Source organism: Bremerella sp. TYQ1 (genome assembly GCF_020150455.1).
Taxonomy (GTDB): Bacteria; Planctomycetota; Planctomycetia; order Pirellulales; family Pirellulaceae; genus Bremerella; species Bremerella volcania_A.
The window spans coordinates 858,101-875,536 of the sequence record NZ_CP083740.1 but is presented as its reverse complement, the minus strand read 5'-3'; the positions used below and the strand labels follow the sequence as shown (position 1 = coordinate 875,536).

Here is a 17,436-nt window from a genome sequence, read left to right as displayed (position 1 = left end):
AACGATCAGCCCATCCCCGTTTGGGCCACGTCCCGAAACCATTTAGTCAACGCATTCTTAGAAGAATGCCGAAGTCGGTTTATTCGATGGTAAGTCCTATTTCTTATTGATTGCTGATCATATCGTACTTATCTGCGGAAATCCACGAGCATCAGCTATTTCAGCTGTTGTTGGCACGCAATTTTCTCCTGTTTGTTACCCAGCGTCAGGTACCACCCCCTGAACGTCTACCGTTCCCGGCCCCAACAACCAGGAGAAACTTTCATGACGATGGAATTCAAACGTCACGTCCTGCCTGAGGACAAAGCCAAACCAACCGCCGCACAACTGCAGAAAAACCTGATCGCGCTGATCGATCTTTCGCTTGTCCTGAAACAAGCGCACTGGAACGTCGTGGGTAAGAACTTCCGCGCCGTCCATCTCCAGCTCGATGAAATCCTCGTCACGACCCGGGAAGGGACCGACGACTTTGCGGAACGTATCGTGATGATCGGCTTCTCGCCCGATGGTCGCTCATGCACTGTCGCCAAAGAGACTCCCCTGGCCGAATACGCGACTGGGTTTGTCAACGTCGACGATACGGTTCAAGCCGTAGCGGATGCCTTGCAAACCACCATTGGCGTCCTTCGCGAATCAATCGATGCACTCGATGACTTGGACCTCATTAGTCAGGACATGGTGATCGCTGTTTCCAGCGAACTTGAAAAGCACCTTTGGATGGTTCAGGCCCAGGAACTGTAATCCAATCACCCTCCAAAGCCTCGAGCACGCCGACGTCCCCGTTCTCCCTCGCACGCGTCGGCGTGCTTTTTTCTTGCCTGCGGCGAAAGCTTTCTACTTCGTACCGTCGCGGGAAGCGCCTCTAAGCGTACAAATCGCTATTTTCTCCGCAAATGGACTTGCCACGTGCTGTCGGTTAGGTCGAAACTTCAACCTATGCTAGAACTACTTGTTGGTTTGCTCGGACCTACCGCATCCAGTGCCATGCTCGCGCACTCTAAGGCATGTGATCGCGAAACGAAGCACGCCAACACCGTAGGCGCTGCGGTACTTTTCCACTCCGTCCGAAGCCGGCACTAACCAACGTACATCTTCGTTAGAACAGCCAGGAATCTGGGAATGTTTAATCAGGGAGACAAGCCGATCCCCGGATATCGGCTCGAACGATTTCTGGGTCGTGGGCAATTTGGCGAAGTCTGGGCCGCGGATGGCCCTGGTGGAACGCTTGTCGCGTTGAAGTTCATTGCCCTGCAGCAGAAGACTGGGATTCGCGAGTTAAAATCGATACAAGCCGTAAAACGTATCAAGCACGCGAATCTATGCAGCGTGAACGCGATGTGGCTGCTCGGCCAAGATGGCGGTGTGCTGGACGATCACGAAATCGACTTGCTGATCCGCAATCAAACTAAAGACCAAGCTCCGATCTCGCAAACATTGGCACTCGATCAAACCCAGACACTGCAGAACCCTCAGTACCTGGTCGTGAGCATGACATTGGCTGACGGCAGCCTCGAAGAACGGCTCAAAATGCAGGAGGATGGCGGTATTCCTCGCGAAGAGCTGCAAGACTATATGCTTCAAGCCGCGCGAGGCATCGACTTCCTGAACTCTCCCGTTCACCTGGTCGATGGAGACCGCGTCGGCATTCAGCACCGCGATATCAAGCCAGCCAATTTGCTCTTCGCCGGCGACTCCGTTTTAGTGGGCGACTTTGGCGTGGCCGCGGCCTTTGGTGAATACGACACCGAAGCGACCAGCGTGGTGGGCAGCCTCTGCTATATGTCGCCTGAATCGATCAAGCGGATGCCGTCGCACAGCTCTGATCAGTATGCCCTCGCGATTACATACTACCAGTTACGCACTGCAGCGCTACCATTCGAGCCGACCGTTTCGTTTGCGGAACTGGTCGAAATCCACGTTCGTGGGAAGCTTCAGTTTCCCTTAGTAACCGAACATGAGCGAGCCGTGCTCGCCAGGGCAACTTCAACCGACCCGAAGCAGCGATATGCCAGTTGTGTCGAGTTCATCAAAGCGTTTTCGCCTCCGACAGAACAAGCTGCACCTGTAACTTCCGCGGTTCCCCTTCCCGCGATGATTGGTGGCGCTGTCGCTATGGTTGCCCTTATCGGTGCGCTGCTGTGGGGCATTTTCGGTGGTGGTTTTAACGGATCTTCCAACGCCGGTCCGGCTGAGCAATTAACGTCGCATACCATTCTGTTCACGCCGGAAGAAACGATTTACGACATCGCTATTGTTCCGGAAGAGCCGCGCGACGATATCACCTCGACCGGCGAATCAGCAGCGAACATAAATCTTCTGCCGACCGATCGTGTGCGTATCACAGCCAGGGCCGAAGACTCCCTTTACCAACCGCTCGAACAAGAGTTCACCGTCGAGCAGCTAACGCGAAACGACTGGCAAGTCACACTTCAACCAATTCCTCAGGAAACTCTTCTAAGCAAAATCACGACACTCGCCGGCAGTGGTAATTGGGAAGAAGCGGAGCGGACGTTTGCCGATGCGGCGAAGATCTATCCCGCACTTCAGGATCAGCCTGAATCGGTATCGGTCGAACTGAACGGAACCCCTGCTGTGCCGTCGCACTCGCGCGAGCAAACCCATGTTGCGACCGCCATTGTCAGTGATGGGTCGGGGCAACTGAAAGTCTTGCCAGTGACGACCGAAACCCAGGAGATGATCGGATTTTATATCGCTGCGCCGCCGCATCAGTTGCAGCTGTTGGCAGGGAACAAGACGATCCTATTCATCGAAGACAGCCTCGTCGATGTTCATTCGGTCGCAGCTGGCAAGCCTTCTTACAAAATCGAACTGGGGCAAGAGACCGAAACGCCCTATCGTCAAATCACCGACACCACACTTTCGCCCGACCAAAAACAACTTTTCGTTGGGTTAGATCACCAGAAGGTCGCTCTGTTAGGTCCCAATCAAACTGCTAAGCCGCTAGAGAAGATCGCCGAAGCCCCGTTCGCAACCAGGGTCGATGCGGTTGCGTTCGATCCCAGCGGCAAGCATGCCTTCGCGATCGGTCAATCAGGCGACATCTACCGCTGGCCGGTCGATGCAATGTCGGACAATACTGCCGAAAAGTTCCAGCTCGGCGAGATCGATGAAGAAGTCCTCGCACTGCATCCCGTTTCGGACGATCGACTGCTGGCATTCACCGTGACGAAGCTGCTTGATATCACGCTTGCTTCTGCGGAAGTCAACACAGTTGCCGACTTGCGGGCCGATCTGTTTACCAGCCGCCTGACCGAAGATGGCAAGCATCTGGTGTTCAGCACCCTCGGCGAAGCTCAGCCACTTTCCGTACTTAATATCGCTTCTGGCGAACTCACCACGATCCGCCCGCCGGACATTCGCGGCCTGGTCGAAGACTTCGACATCATCAGCGATGGGCGCTGGGTCGTTTATGCCGACTCTGACGGAGCGTTGTTCGCGCTCGACCTCACTGAAACCGAGATCATTCCACTCGCTCTGCGTCCAACGCCTGGCGAGCGGATCAAGTTTGTCCGCGTCGCCGCTGACGGATCAGCTGTCATGACATTGGCCGAAGATGGCACGACCACTTGGTGGAATCTCGTACAGCTGCTGCTCGCGGCTCAGTCGACCGCTGACGAAAGCTAATTCGCCGTCAGCAGCAATTCGCCTTCTTTCGGGAAGTACGGCGTTCCGGTTTTGCCATCAGTCGAATCCCAACGCATGTACTTCTGGATGATCCGAGCCTCTTCCGAATCTGGCCAGAACGCCAAGATCTCGATCAAGTGCTTTCGGGCCACCTGAGGATCTGGCTCGAAGGTGTCGGACTGGCTCGCTCCCCAATCGCCACATTCAATCCCGGCCAACATCCAGTGGGCTCGCAGGGCCATCTTCAACAGCGATACTTCGCTGAACTGCGTGATCGCTTCGTAACGCCGCACAGCCGCAGGGAAGTCTTTTCGGACCAGCAGTAAATGGTCTGCTTCAATCTCTGCTTGCAGCAATCGATCGTTCAGTTGCCGGCGACCGTCGAACGCCTTATTCAGATAGGCAAGTGCCGACTGCATGTCGGCCTTCCCTTCCGCGGCACTCCCCTGCTCTTCTTTCGTTTTCGCTAAATTGAAATTCGCGCTGGCCAACAGAGCAAACGTGAACGCATTGGCATCCGGCGACTGAGCCATCGGCTCGAGCAAACCGATCGCCGTTTTCAAATTTTTCACGCGAACGACCGCTTCGGCCGAGATATCGACCGACTTCTCAATCAAGTCAATCGCCGACAACAAGTCCCCTTGCTGCTGAGAACTCATCTGTCCCAGCACGCCAGGCCAGAACTCGCGGAGATCACTCGCTTGTTCGCTGCTGACCGCTTTGGCCAACAGTGTCATCGGTGCCGAAGTTGTCCGTACGCCTGGGATCGCTTTCAGGTACGAAGCCATCAGCGTCTCGTCCGTTCCGCTGGCGGAGATCGCCGCGACCGGCTTGGCGGAATTGGCTGTGTAAATCTGAGACTGCACGTCGATCATATCTCGGTTGGATCGCAGGTCTCCCACAATCAGCACGTCAGCCTGCAGCCGTAAACAAAGCGCTTGTGGCCACTGCGATTTGTCGACAGGGCCTGCCTTCAGTCGTAGAAACTCCGACTCGATCTGCCGGCTCGAAATCGTCTTCACTCCCGGCAAGCGGCTCAAGGAATAACGCAGCTGCGTTGCGAATCGCACGCCTGGGTCTTGGTGATAAAACGTCATCGCATTCCACGGCACATGCGGCAACACGGCCACTCGTACCGACTTCATCGCGCCAAACTCTTGCTCCGCTTGCTGGCGAACCGCGGCAATATCTTCATCCGTAATCGCCCCCACAAACGCGAAATCGGCTCGGGGGCGTTTCGCCGCGCTGGCCACTTTCTCTTTGATCTGTGCGAACGAAAGATCGAGCATCAAACCGCCAGTGCGCGAGGTCAACTGTCCCATGAAGTTCCGCGTTTTATCGACCGTTGCGGTGAACGCGTCGAGCTCTTCGGCCCGGCTTTCACACAACAGGCCATGAATGTTAATGCCGCGCTGATTGGCCAAGTTCACCAGGGCGTCGGTCTCGTACCAGCGACGAGACTGCGTCTTCGGCTCGTCGAACGAAGCATCGTAGGGAGGCGCGTCGGTCATCAGCATCAGCCAGCGTGTCGCTTTCGCTTCGTCCGACCACGGCAACTCTTGAATGGTCTTGAAGACCGCCAAGTCAACCGCTTCCGGAAAATAGGGCCTGCCCGATTGCGGCTGCAGCGAATCAATCATCTTCTGAACCGCCGCTTCATCGCTGGCAAACCCGGCCGACAATCCTTTCAGCGGCTTTTGCGACTGTCCACTATCGGCGAACGAAATCACCGCCACTTCCACCTTCGTGCCGCTGGCTCGCTGCAAGTCGGCAACGACCTGAGGAATTTTTTCCCGAATTCCTGGCAGCTCCTGGGCCATGCTTTCGGTCGTATCAATCAGAAACGCAATCTGGATCGCCGGAGTCTCTGGGCGTATCGCGTCGAGAAAGCTCCCCTGAAAGATACCCATGCTTTTCGCATCAGGCGCCGTGCGAACATTGAAAATCGAGTCTAGGGCCGCTGCTCCTGGCGTGCTGGGCGACTGCGCGAAAAGAGAGGAACCACCCAGAGTGCTTCCAATTAGTACGCAACTCAGCAGCGAAACGATCGTTAATCTAAGGCATCCAGCCCACTCGTTGTGACGCACGTTGCGATCCTCCTGTGGTCGATCAAGCGAAATTTCGCTGGCCAAAAATTCGCTGATCATTGTAAACTGCCTCACGTTGCCCTGGGAACGGCTTTTCCGAAAGTGCATGATGATACGACTCCTACGAGCAAGTTTCTCGGTTCTATTGGTGGTTATCGCTCCCATAGCGCTGTTGGTTGCTCAAGAAATCTTGCCCGCCGAAAGGTTTTTGCCTGGCCAAGATCAGCCGCCGCAGTTTTCTCACGACGCGCTGCCGCCCGAATCGATGGTGCCAGGATTGCCGTTACAACCGGTGCCATCGGACGATCCGCTCTCCCCCAGCGACGCCCAGAATTTGCCTGCCGAGAACGTCGTTCCCAACGTTCAGGTGGTGCAAGAGGTCGCCCTGCCGGAAGATCCCCCCTGGCTGCGTTTAAACCTCGGAGGTCCTACTGCCCCTGTTCAGACGGTCTGTTTCTCACGCGATGGCTCGAGACTGCTCGCCGCTGGAAGCGACAAAATGGTACACAGTTGGATCGCCGCTCCCTCGCAGCCCGGCGGTATCCAGCGTTGGATCTACGAAACGCCTGTCCGTTGGCAAGTGCAGCGCGCGACCCGTGGCGATATCCACGCTCTCGCTCCACTCGACAACAAATTCGCGTTTGCAGGCATTGGGGCCTCGGCGCTGACCGGAGAAATTGTTCTCGCCGACGAAGCGCGCATGGCCTACGAGCGAACACTGTTCGATGTCGATCGTGGCCCTCGTTCGCAAATCCTTGACCTGGCCGCGATGCCAGACGGGCTCTACTCGCTCGATTCGGAAGGAAACATTCTTTATTGGTCGGCGGATCCCGAGACCGGCAAGTGGGGATTCGTGCGTGGCTCGAACTTGAATGCCACCCTGAAAGCCGATCCCGCCCTACTTCGTCCCTGGCTGCTGCGAGGAACGCAGATCGCCTCGAACCGATCCGATACGCTCCTGTTCCCCATCCCAGTGCGCATGGAACAAGGCATCCCCTATTGGCGGATCGGAACGTGGAAAGCTGGCGGTGAGACCGCCGAATTACTCGCCGCGATTCCTCATCAATTCCCCGGCGGGATCGGAGCGATGGCCAGTAGCGATAACGGAATGCGTGTTGCGGCCGCCGACATCAGCGACTCCGGCGTGCTGGTCTTGGCCGATCGGCAAAATGCGAACGCCTCGCAATCGATCGCGACCGGGGCGAATGTCCGGAGCGTAGCAATGCCATCAAGTGGCAACCGCGTTGCCGCGATCGTCGCGAAGTCGCCGCGTGGTCCATTCGAATTACGTCTTTGGGATTGGCCGGCCGGACAACTTCCCACAGCAATGCCGTCGATCCCTCTTGCGGCAGTCGCCACCGATTGTGCCTTCCGCGGCGATGGAAAGTTTTTGGCAGTCACCCAGGACAACTCCGTAATTGTCTATCCCTGGGATAACTTCGATCGACCTGCCCGGTTAGCCACACCGATTGTTGCGCCCGCGAAAGTTGGCTTTACGCTCGACCCCAACTATCGCATTGTGATCGAACCTCCTGCCGGCGGCGAAGAGCCCCCCAAAGCAATTCAGTTTGAAACGGCCCAGCGTCGCTATACGGAAGTGCAACCGCCACCGCCGATGGTCCCTTCCAACCCTTGGCAAGGCACCTGGAAGCTGACGCAAAAAGCGGTCGATCGTGGGACACGTTTGGTTTACGAGATCGTTCAGAACGACGATACCTACTGCCAGATTCCAGCGTCCATACTTGGTACATCGCGCATCACGTCAGTTTGCTGGCTGGCGATCGGTGAGAAAAACCAAGCCCCGACTCATGTTGTCGTAGGTACACTCGGTCGAAACCATGCCTACCTGCTCGATATCACGAACCCGCAGAACGTTCGTGTCGTGCGCGAGTTTCGTGGGCATTCATCGGCAATTCGCAGTGTTGGCGTTTCGGTCGACGATCGATATTTGGTTACCGGAAGCGACGACGGCCTGGTCAATATTTGGAAGCTGACCGAAAACCCGATCGCTTCGCCTTCGCAGAACCGCTGGGGGGCGAACTTCGAGATCGTCGAGGGACGTGTGATGGTGCGTGATGTCGTTCCCGACGGCCCGCTTTATTATCGCGGCGTTCGAGATGGTGACGTGATCGCCGCTGTGGTCAAACGCAACGATGCAGCCGAAGATGCCGATGCCGACCAGCCACCCAAGCAGGAGCAATCGATTGAAGCTCCTGCTAACATGATCGCCACGTTAGATTCGACCGATGGCCAGACGATGCTCCGTTTTCAGATAGTTCGCAATGGTGCCGCCCAGAAGCCTTTCTTTCTGCATCCGGCCTGGCAGCCGCTTGCATCGCTGGTAACGACGACGGATCGGGAATGGGCGTTTTGGACACCGTATGGCTACTACGATGCGTCGTTCAATGGGCACAAGATGTTTGGCTGGCAAATCAACCAAGGCATCGATCAGGCACCAGACTTTTTCCTGGCCGCCGAGCTTCAGCAGCAGTTGGAGAAGCCACGCGTGATGGAGCGATTGCTGGACGCCGGTAGCCTGTCCGCCGCGATGAAGGTCGCCAAAGCGGAAGTACCGTTCAACTTGCACAATCGCCTGGAAGGCCTGGCATCGCTTCGCCCACAGATCACCATCGACTCACCGACAAGCGACACGATCCTGACCGACCGCGACGTGATTGTCGAAGCGACTGTGCATGTTCCGATCGGTTCGCAGCTGCTTTCATCGAAGGTTTTCGCCAACGGCATTCCTGCCGTCGAACTGCTTGACGACACGGTTACCCATGCGACGGCAAGCGGTCACCAGCATAAGCTTCGCTGGCGGATGACGCTGCCGCCAGATCGTCGCGTGAATCTTCAAGTTGCCGCAGCGACTACCGATGGCATCACGGCGAAACAGTCGTTGACTCTTTCGCAAGAGATCACAGGGCGAACCGCCCCGCCGCGGATCTTCGTCATCGCGGCAGGCATCTCCGAATATGCCGACCAGCAGATTCCGCAGCTTGACTTCGCCGCGGAAAACGCCAAGGCTTTCACCGCGGCCATCGAGCAGCATGCGAACACGTCCGCCGTCGAGACGATTGTTCTTACCAACGAGAACGTCACGCAGCCACTTTGGAACGTGGCCGCCGACACGCTCTTTCAACAGCTGCACGAGACGGCTCGCCCGCAAGACGTTGTCTTGTTTTTCCTCTCCGGGCATGGCGTCCGTGACGTTGAATCGGAGCGATACTTTTTTCTCACCAGCGACAGTCGCTTCCATGACGTAGCCGGTCGTCGTTACGAACGCTGCATCTCGTCTGATGCGTTTCAGCAATTCTTTGCCGGACTGCCGTGCCGCAAGATCGCTATTTTGGATACGTGCCACAGTGGAGCGATCCAACCACTTCGTCAGGACGATTTAAAGACGATGCTGCGTGCAATGGAAGAGGATGTGATTTTGACGATCACCGCCAGCGAAGGAGATGAAGAAGCGTTCGAGTCGAAAGAGAAACGGCTCGGTCGATTCACGGCTCGACTGGTCGAAGGACTTTCCGGCCAAGCCGACCAAGCGGCATTCGCTGGCAATCAGGATGGAAAAATAAGTTTGAACGAAATGGCACAATACGTTCAAATAACGGTACCTCAAGATGCCGCCGCGGTCGGTCAGTCGCAGCACCCGACGATCTTCCCTCGCGAATTGTTTCCCTTGGTCGATGTCCAGTTGTCAAGCAGCGAGACGAATTAATTGGTGAGACGTTTCCCAGCATCGGAAACCTGCTCGCTGTCGAAGAGGACAGCCAAGGGACGATATCCCATCTTTATCGGCGCGAACCCATCGCCTCACGCTTGGGTCTTCAAGAATACAATTTTCTCTGTCTTATTGTACGCAAGCTTATATGAACAATGCGTACAGTCTGCAACAGATATTACTCACGTATTGTTGACTTATTGTCGCTTTTGGACTCGTTTGGCACTTCACCGAAACCCTACAAGGGAGACGCCATGCCGTGTAATTGGAAGACCGGACTTCAGGATTGGATGGACCGCATTCTTGAGCCTGCCGAGTGCTCGATGCTTGGCCAGCGACCGTTTTCCGCTGCCATCTCGCAGCCACAGCGGCATCCCGGCAAAAGCCATGTGCCGACTCCGCCGCCATGGCTTAGCCGTAAGCTGAAGCGACCTGCCCAGCGTGGCGGACCGCGGATTTAAAGCGACCTTTTAAGCCGATTCGCGGTTTTGCAGACAGGCCATCACAATCCGGATTTCCTCGTACGGGACTTCCTCGCCGAGATGCTCGAAGACCGGACGAAGCGCTCGTTGACCACATTCCTCAACGGCCGCTTCGACCTGGCGAGCCACTTCCCCGGTGACCCAAGCGGTTGGGTCTTCGAGCTTTTGTTCGCGAATGAACTGCTCTAAGTAACCCTGGACCGTCGAGTTGGCCCGGCCAATGATAGCCGCGACTTCGTCAACCGACTTCCCTTTCGCAAACAGGGCGAACGCGTCCTTCAATTTCGGCGATTGATTCTTGGGTGGCTCACGTCTGGGAGTCGCGATTACCTCGGTCTCCATCGCGTCGACTTCCAGCCCTTCCTGTTGACAATACTCGGCAATCTTCGCAAGAAACGCTTCGCCGTAGTCCTGGCACTTCTTATCGCCGACCCCTTTCATCAAGCGAAAGTTATCGAGCGTCGAAGGTCGATGCCGGGCCATTTCTCGCAACGAGCTATCTCCGAAGACGATGTAGGCCGGGATGCCTGCTTCCTCCGCTTTTTCTCGCCGGAGGCTACGCAGTTCCTCGAACAGTCCTCGATCGACCCCTTCCCAATCGTCTGCTTTGCGCTTTCGCCGGGGCGTGTCGTCGGCGTCAGTGTCTGCCTTGGTAAGCTTGGGAACAACTTCCCCTCGCAAAAGTTCTCGGCCGCTTTGCGTTAGCTTCAGAACGTTGAACTCTCCCGTTTTGCAGAGGAACCGCTGTCCCACCAACTGCTCGATCCAAGTTCGTACGGCCCGAATGCTTTGGTCTTGCAGCAACCCGTACGTACTAAGTTCGTCGTGCTGAAGTTCCAGCACGCGTTTATCGCGGGAACCGCACAAGACTTTGGCGTTGTGATCCGCGCCGAATCGTTCCCCGGTTCGGATAATGCAAGACAAAATCTTCTGCCCCAGCACCAGTCCATCTTCAACCAGGTCGACGGTACCGAGGCAAACGTCGCAAGCCTCGCACTCGGCGTCTTCGAGTTCCTGGCCAAAATAGCTGACCAACATACGATGTCGGCATTCGCTGCCAATACAAAAGTGATCGAGTGCTTCGAGAGAATGAAACGCTGCTTGCTGAGCCGTATCGGGCAAGTCGCCGAGCATGCGTTTCCAAGTTACTAAATCGCCGCTGGAATAGAGCAGCACGCACTCCGCTTCGAGTCCATCGCGTCCAGCTCGGCCGCTTTCCTGTTGATAACTTTCCAGCGACTTCGGCATCCCGGCATGCACCACGTATCGCACGTTCGACTTATCGATTCCCATGCCGAACGCAACCGTGGCCACCACTACATCGACACGTTCCTGAATGAAATCTTCCTGATGCTGCTGACGCTGCTCGTCGCTTAAGCCGGCATGGTAAGGAAGCGCTTTTACACCGCTGGCGTTAAGCTGTTCGGCGATCGATTCGACATCCGCTCGCCGAATGCAGTAAACAATGCCTGACTCGTTGGGATGCCGGGCAATCACTTCTTGAATCTGAGCGAATCGATCTTTGCGTCGCTGCACTCGATAAACCAGGTTGGGCCGATCGAACGACCCGATCAACAATTCAGGATTGATTAGCCCTAGCTGCTGAGCGATATCGGATCGAACGCGTTCGGTCGCCGTCGCCGTATAGGCATGAATGCCGACACCGGGGAATCGATCTTTCAGCATCCGCATCATGCGGTATTCCGGCCGGAAATCGTGCCCCCATTCGCTGATACAGTGCGACTCGTCAATGGCGAAAAACGAGACGTCGACGCTCGCTAAAAAGTCGAGTGTCCGATCGGTCAATAAGCGTTCCGGCGCGAGGTAAAGGAGCTTGGTGGCCCCGCTGCGAATATCGGCTGCAATCTCGCGGCGTTGGGCCAACGTTACGGTGCTGTTGATGCAAGCCGCTTGAATGCCGCAGGCGGTCAACGCATCGACTTGGTCCTTCATCAAAGAAATCAATGGCGAAGCAATCACAGCCACCCCTGGTTTGCAGAGGGCTGGCACCTGGTAGCAAAGCGACTTACCACCCCCAGTCGGCATCACGACAACCGAATCACGATCGTCCAGAACCGACTGCATCGCTTCCTGCTGCAAAGGGCGAAACCCTTCGTAGCCCCAGTACTGCTGCATGGTCGCCAGCAAATCTTCACTGCTGGCTGGCGACGTAGAATCCATGGCGATGACCTGAAGCACGAAACTCGAGAATGCCCCGCGCGATCCGTCCTTCGCATCGCCGTCAGCGAGGAGAGTTTAGTGTAGGGATGTTCATGGCAAGTGGCAACCGCCTGCCGAAAACACCTTCGCTGCTTCCAATTATCTGTTTAATTAGTTCGGCTGAACTTTACGGCGATAAGCCGTCGGCGAAAGGCCGGTCTTCTTCCGGAACGTCGCACTCATATATTCAACATGCTCGAAGCCGGCCCGGTCGGCGATATCGCCGATGCTTAAGTCGGTATCGTGAAGCAACTGTCGAACTTTGTCGAGCCGTTGGTGGACAATCGCTTCGTGGGGCGTTTGCCCGGTGATTTGCTTAAAACGGTACTCTAAAATTCGCCGCGTGCTTTCAACCGCTTTTAAAACGTCCCCGACGTTGATACCGTCGCAGGCATGCTCGCGAATGAACTGCATCGCCATTCCGACCAGCGGGTCTTCGGTTGCCAAGACGTCTGTCGATCGGCGCGTCGCGACACCGAGCGGTGGAATCAGTTTCTTATGCTCTTTGGGAGTTTCGCCCTTCATCATTTGATCGAGAAGCTTGGCGGCCTCGAACCCAGTTCGACGGCTGTCAGGTATCACGCTCGAAAGAGGTGGCGAGCACAAGTCGCATAAAAGTCGATCGTTATCGACCCCGATTACCGCCACTTGTCGCGGTACGTCGATTTCCAGCTCGCGGCATGCTTCCAGCAGCAGTTGCCCGCGAATATCGAAGCAAGACATGATGCCGATCGGTTGCGGCAATCGTTCAATCCAGCGGTCGAGCTTCTGCACATTCTTGGGTGTAGAATTCTTGCCATCTTCGCCGGTCGGCAGATCAAGCACGTGGCATCCGTGGCCATGCTCGGCCAAGGCTTCGACAAAGTACTTCTCGCGAAGCTTGCTCCAAGCGAATGAGGAGTCACCACAAAAAGCGAAGTTGGAAAAGCCTCGCTGCAGCAGATGTTCAACCGCCATTTGCGAAATGGCTTTGTCGTCCGTTTCGACCCAGGGCAATTCCGGCATCAGTCGCGCTGCGCTAACATCGACAATCGGAATATCGAGTTGCTTTAACGCCGCGGCGATCTCTGGCGTTTCCACACGAGCAATGATGCCGTCCCCTTTCCACTGCTTAAGCCATTTCGGAGGCTTCGCACCGCGTCCTTGCTCGGGCAGGAAGATCGACCAACGCTGGTACTCCTCCATGTAACGCACGACGCCATCCAGCAGACCTCGAGCATATTCGTTGGAGGTCTCGATCAATAAAGCGACCTCTTTGCGAGGTTGGATCATGTTCGTCCTCTGAGTGGTTTAACGACGCGTGCTGAATGACGAAAGGCGACTGAGAACATTATGATAGCCGATTTATGGCAGAGAATCCCCCTCTTTTGTGAAATACCTATTATCTAGTGCGAGTTTTCTCATGGCAATTATCTGGCTTTTTTGTTTTCCTGGAGACATAGGCTACTATCATTCACCTCGTCTGTTCCCCCTGCAGGTACCAAAATGAGCGATAAAACTTTCAACGTAGCGATGATCGGTTTGGGATTCGGTTCTGAGTTCATTCCGATCTATCAAGCCCATCCTAATGCGAATGTTTACGCCATCTGCCGACGCGACGAAGCGGCCCTGCAGAAGACCGGCGATATGTTTGGTATCGAAAAGCGGTACACCAGCTACGACGACGTTCTCGCCGATCCAGACGTTGATTTCGTCCACATTAACTCGCCGATTCCGGACCATGCGTGGATGTCACTGAAGGCGCTCGATGCCGGTAAGCATGTGATGTGCACCGTGCCGATGGCGACCACCATCGACGAGTGCCGCCAAATCGTCGAGAAAGTCGCCGAGACCGGCCTTAAATACATGATGGCCGAAACGGTCGTTTACAGCCGCGAATACCTCTATATCAAACAGCTTTACGAATCGGGTGAACTGGGCAAAATCCAGTACATGCAGGCCTCGCATCCGCAAGACATGGCCGGCTGGCCAGAATACTGGGAACGCATGATTCCGATGCACTACGCGACCCACGTTGTCAGCCCAGTGCTTGGCTTGGTCAATGGTCTCGCCGAATACGTCAGCTGCTTCGGTTCCGGCAGCATCAACAATGAATTGGCTGCCAAGTCAGGCAATCCTTACGCTGTGGAATCTTGCCATATCAAGATTCAAGACAGCGATGTTTCGGCTCAAATCTGGCGATTTCTGTTCGATACGGCTCGTCAGTATCGCGAAAGCTTCGACGTTTACGGCACGAAGAAAAGCTTCGAGTGGTCGCTTGTCGAAGGGGAACCGCACGTCATTCATACGGCCAAATTGCCGGAACCAGAAATCGCATCCCACGTCGAGATTCCGGACTTCGCTCATTTGCTGCCAGAACCTATCCAAAAGTTCACGCAGTCGATCGAAGATGCCGATCACCTCTCATTCGTCCAAGGGGGTGGACATGGCGGCTCGCACCCACACCTGGTCCACGAGATGATCAGTTCGCTTCTCGAAGACCGCGATCCGCTGCCAAATGCAGTCACCTCCGCCAACTGGACCTGTGTCGGTATTTGTGCCCACGAGTCGACGATGAAGGGTGGCGAAATCGTTCGCCTGCCGGAATTCACGCTGCAGCCGCAAGAGGCTCGCAACGCCGTCGGCGCTTCCTAAGTCGCCGCTCAACGAAAGAAAAACAGGAACGCTCGGGGTGTCCGCGAAGACATGCCGAGCGTTTTTTGTTTCGAAGGAATGCCGCCCAAACGCGACTTTCCGGTGGCCCAACCGTTTAGACGGCGAGCGCTTTGCCGATCACGCCAGCTTGACGCTGGAAACATTCGCTGCGGCGAAGAAACTTCGCCTTGGCTGGAACGCTGTGGGTTAGGGTGGCCAGGTGACGATACTTCGCAGCCAAAGCCATTTTCACCGCAACTTTGTTCTCGATCTCGGTCTTCTTGGTCATATAGAACCATGCCTCGGGGACACAGAAAAAGGATTCGCACGAATCCGAATCGAATAATTCTACCTTCGGTTTTGCCTTTCTACCTATGCCGTTTGGCCTGTCAGGACGCAAATTTGGGAAGTCCGCAATTTCTGCCGCCAAACGGACTCTTTCCCCGACGAACGCTCTTGGCAAATCGGACCAAATACCGTGAGATAAAAGAACGATTTTACGCAGCTCGCTCCCCCAGTTAGAACGCCCATGACTCCTGAAGTTGGAACGAACGTCACACTTATCGGCATGCCAGGCTCCGGAAAAAGCACCATCGGTGTCGTCCTGGCGAAGCGGATCAACCGTCAATTTGTCGATACCGACCTGGTCATCCAAACGACTCAGCAGCGTACCCTTCAGCAGATTATGGACTCTGAAGGCTTCGACGCGTTTTGCCAGATCGAAGAGGAAGCGGTTCTCAGCCTCGACGTGCAGCACCATGTGATCGCCACCGGCGGAAGCGTTTGCTACGGAGCCGAAGGGATGGCCCACCTCCACCGGCTCGGAAAAATCGTCTTCCTCAAGACCAGCCTGGCCACGTTGGAAAAACGCCTCTCGAACATGGCCACGCGAGGCATTGCACTCAAGCCGGGGCAAAGCCTCGAAGACCTGTTCCACCAGCGGAACGCCCTCTACGCAAAATATGCCGACATCACGATCGACTGCGAAGGGCTCGACGTCGAGCGGATTAGCGAGCGAATTGAAGTCGCTGTCGCGGAGTAGCATCGCGGCGAGCAGGTTTTAAAAGAACTTGTCTAGTCGTGATAGACTCGCTCGGTATTATCACCCTTTTCCTGTACTCTTGTCGACGTTTTTCTCAGTAGTTACTAATCCCCGAGAGTTACGCGGCTTGGCTCTGCGCGAAAGTCGCAGCGTGGCCGTTCTTCCCTTATTTTCTTTGTACCATCACTGCGTCCCACCCCAGTTTTTCACGTGGAAATCGCGCATGCTTGTTCAGTTTTCGCAAATACTCTTTGCAGACTTGGACAATACTTCGTTACAATAGGCGCAAGAACGAATCGCCACAGTGGTGTCTAGAATCAGTGGCACCGATTCCCGCATTGTTAACTATCGACTTGTCTCACTTCGATACTCGGTCGGCGTGCTGCCACTCTCACGTTTGAAGAATCGCAAGAAGGTTTCTTGATGGAAGAAACCGGTTTGAAACCCGATCTCTTGAACCGTCAAATCGGTCTCGCTTAACAGATACATCGCGTGGGCCAACTTCGTTCGACGAATCACTTGGGCTGGGCTTCGCCGCAAGGCTTTCTCGAATCGATTTTCCAGCACGCGTCTTGAAACAGCCACGTTCGCGGCAACGTCGGTCACTTGAATCGGTTCGGCGATCTTCTCTCGAATAAAGTTCATCGCTTGCCGGACGACTTCATCTTCGACGAATAGGTTATCGACCGACATTCGTTCTGCGATTCGGCGGGGGGGAACGAGAATCGGCTGCTCAGGCGCCGGTTCTCCTTGGATCATTCGTTCAAGCAATGCGGCCGCTTGCGAGCCGACACGCCGGGGCGACTGATCGATATACGCGATCGGGACCGGAGACATTGCCGAGATCAATGGGTCGAGTTCTACCGCCAAGATCGCCACATCATCCGGCACCGCGATTCCCAACTGGCGGCACAGCAGGGCAATCTCTTGTCCGATGGCGGTCGTCCAGACCAGCAGCGCGACCGGCTTCGGCAGCGACATCAACCATTCGGCCATCTTGGGATGCTCTTGCCCGATCGTAATCGTCTCGGCATTCGGGGCATGATCGAAACGCTGCACCGCTCGTCCTGCATCGGTCACCGCGCTGACAAACGCTTTCTCGACTTGATCGGAATAGTTCATCCGGGGAGGCGGGCCAACAAAGCCGAAGAAATGCCAGCCACGCTTCAGATAAAACTCGGCGGCCATCTGCCCGCACGCCACTTCGTCGGAGACCACTTTGGGAATGGTCTTGGTATGTTCTCCCAGCCACGAAACATTCACCGCCGGAAGGCCCCGCTGCTCGATCTGTTGGACCAACTCGTCACTCGTTACCCGGCAAATGACGCCTTCGCCACGCCACGATTCCGGGACAACAATCTTCTCGTAAAAACCACGCGGTTCGACCCAGAAATCCCATCCGCCAGCCTCCAACGCGTATTCCGCCACACCGGCTAACACCTGTCGGCTCCAAGCACTCGACGTTTGAACCATCACTGCAATCCGGCGGCGCGTTCGCAGGCTGTCGAGTACCTCTGGAGTGGGCGACTGGGGCTTTTTCGCGTCAGAGTTCATCGCGTCGTCTTGGGAAGAGGCAAAGGAGGCAATCTGCTCGACATC

The 17,436-nt window shown here is 55.8% G+C and carries 11 protein-coding genes; 6 read left to right on the top strand and 5 right to left on the bottom strand.

Annotated features, from left to right (window positions below; translation table 11 throughout):
• The first annotated feature begins 264 nt into the window (after positions 1-264).
• Positions 265-741 (top strand): DNA starvation/stationary phase protection protein Dps, encoded by a 477-nt coding sequence (dps, locus tag LA756_RS03200; protein WP_224438444.1) that lies wholly within the window; start codon positions 265-267, stop codon positions 739-741.
• A 378-nt stretch (positions 742-1,119) separates the two neighbouring features.
• A complete protein-coding gene (locus LA756_RS03195; RefSeq protein WP_224438443.1) occupies positions 1,120-3,645 on the top strand; it encodes a WD40 repeat domain-containing serine/threonine protein kinase in 2,526 nt (841 codons plus the stop codon).
• On the opposite strand, the gene LA756_RS03190 is transcribed toward LA756_RS03195, so the two are convergent.
• Complete coding sequence (locus tag LA756_RS03190; protein ID WP_224438442.1) at positions 3,642-5,792, bottom strand: vWA domain-containing protein; 2,151 nt, start codon at positions 5,790-5,792, stop codon at positions 3,642-3,644. The genes LA756_RS03195 and LA756_RS03190 overlap by 4 nt on opposite strands.
• A gap of 46 nt (positions 5,793-5,838) precedes the next feature.
• Here LA756_RS03190 and LA756_RS03185 point away from each other — a divergent pair, with 46 nt between their 5' ends.
• Both LA756_RS03185 and LA756_RS03180 read left to right on the top strand, forming a co-directional pair.
• Positions 5,839-9,456: a caspase family protein gene (locus tag LA756_RS03185; RefSeq protein WP_224438441.1), complete on the top strand. Its 3,618-nt coding sequence runs from the start codon at positions 5,839-5,841 to the stop codon at positions 9,454-9,456.
• A gap of 257 nt (positions 9,457-9,713) precedes the next feature.
• On the top strand, positions 9,714-9,920 hold the full coding sequence (locus LA756_RS03180) for a hypothetical protein (protein WP_224438440.1): 207 nt from the start codon (positions 9,714-9,716) through the stop codon (positions 9,918-9,920).
• A 9-nt stretch (positions 9,921-9,929) separates the two neighbouring features.
• On the opposite strand, the gene recQ is transcribed toward LA756_RS03180, so the two are convergent.
• Positions 9,930-12,122 (bottom strand): DNA helicase RecQ, encoded by a 2,193-nt coding sequence (recQ, locus tag LA756_RS03175; protein WP_224438439.1) that lies wholly within the window; start codon positions 12,120-12,122, stop codon positions 9,930-9,932.
• Positions 12,123-12,272: 150 nt separating this feature from the next.
• Positions 12,273-13,433: a DNA-binding transcriptional regulator gene (locus tag LA756_RS03170; protein WP_224438438.1), complete on the bottom strand. Its 1,161-nt coding sequence runs from the start codon at positions 13,431-13,433 to the stop codon at positions 12,273-12,275.
• Positions 13,434-13,646: 213 nt separating this feature from the next.
• Between LA756_RS03170 and LA756_RS03165 the strand changes: the two genes are divergently transcribed.
• Complete coding sequence (locus LA756_RS03165) at positions 13,647-14,795, top strand: Gfo/Idh/MocA family protein (protein ID WP_224438437.1); 1,149 nt, start codon at positions 13,647-13,649, stop codon at positions 14,793-14,795.
• Positions 14,796-14,910: 115 nt separating this feature from the next.
• On the opposite strand, the gene LA756_RS03160 is transcribed toward LA756_RS03165, so the two are convergent.
• A complete protein-coding gene (locus LA756_RS03160) occupies positions 14,911-15,084 on the bottom strand; it encodes a hypothetical protein (protein ID WP_224438436.1) in 174 nt (57 codons plus the stop codon).
• A gap of 240 nt (positions 15,085-15,324) precedes the next feature.
• On the opposite strand from LA756_RS03160, the gene LA756_RS03155 reads away from it, so the two are divergent.
• Positions 15,325-15,837 carry a shikimate kinase gene (locus tag LA756_RS03155; RefSeq protein ID WP_224438435.1) on the top strand — a complete coding sequence of 171 codons (513 nt, stop codon included), beginning with the start codon at positions 15,325-15,327 and terminating at the stop codon, positions 15,835-15,837.
• Positions 15,838-16,182: 345 nt separating this feature from the next.
• On the opposite strand, the gene LA756_RS03150 is transcribed toward LA756_RS03155, so the two are convergent.
• Positions 16,183-17,391: a XylR family transcriptional regulator gene (locus LA756_RS03150; protein ID WP_224438434.1), complete on the bottom strand. Its 1,209-nt coding sequence runs from the start codon at positions 17,389-17,391 to the stop codon at positions 16,183-16,185.
• Positions 17,392-17,436 lie beyond the last annotated feature (45 nt).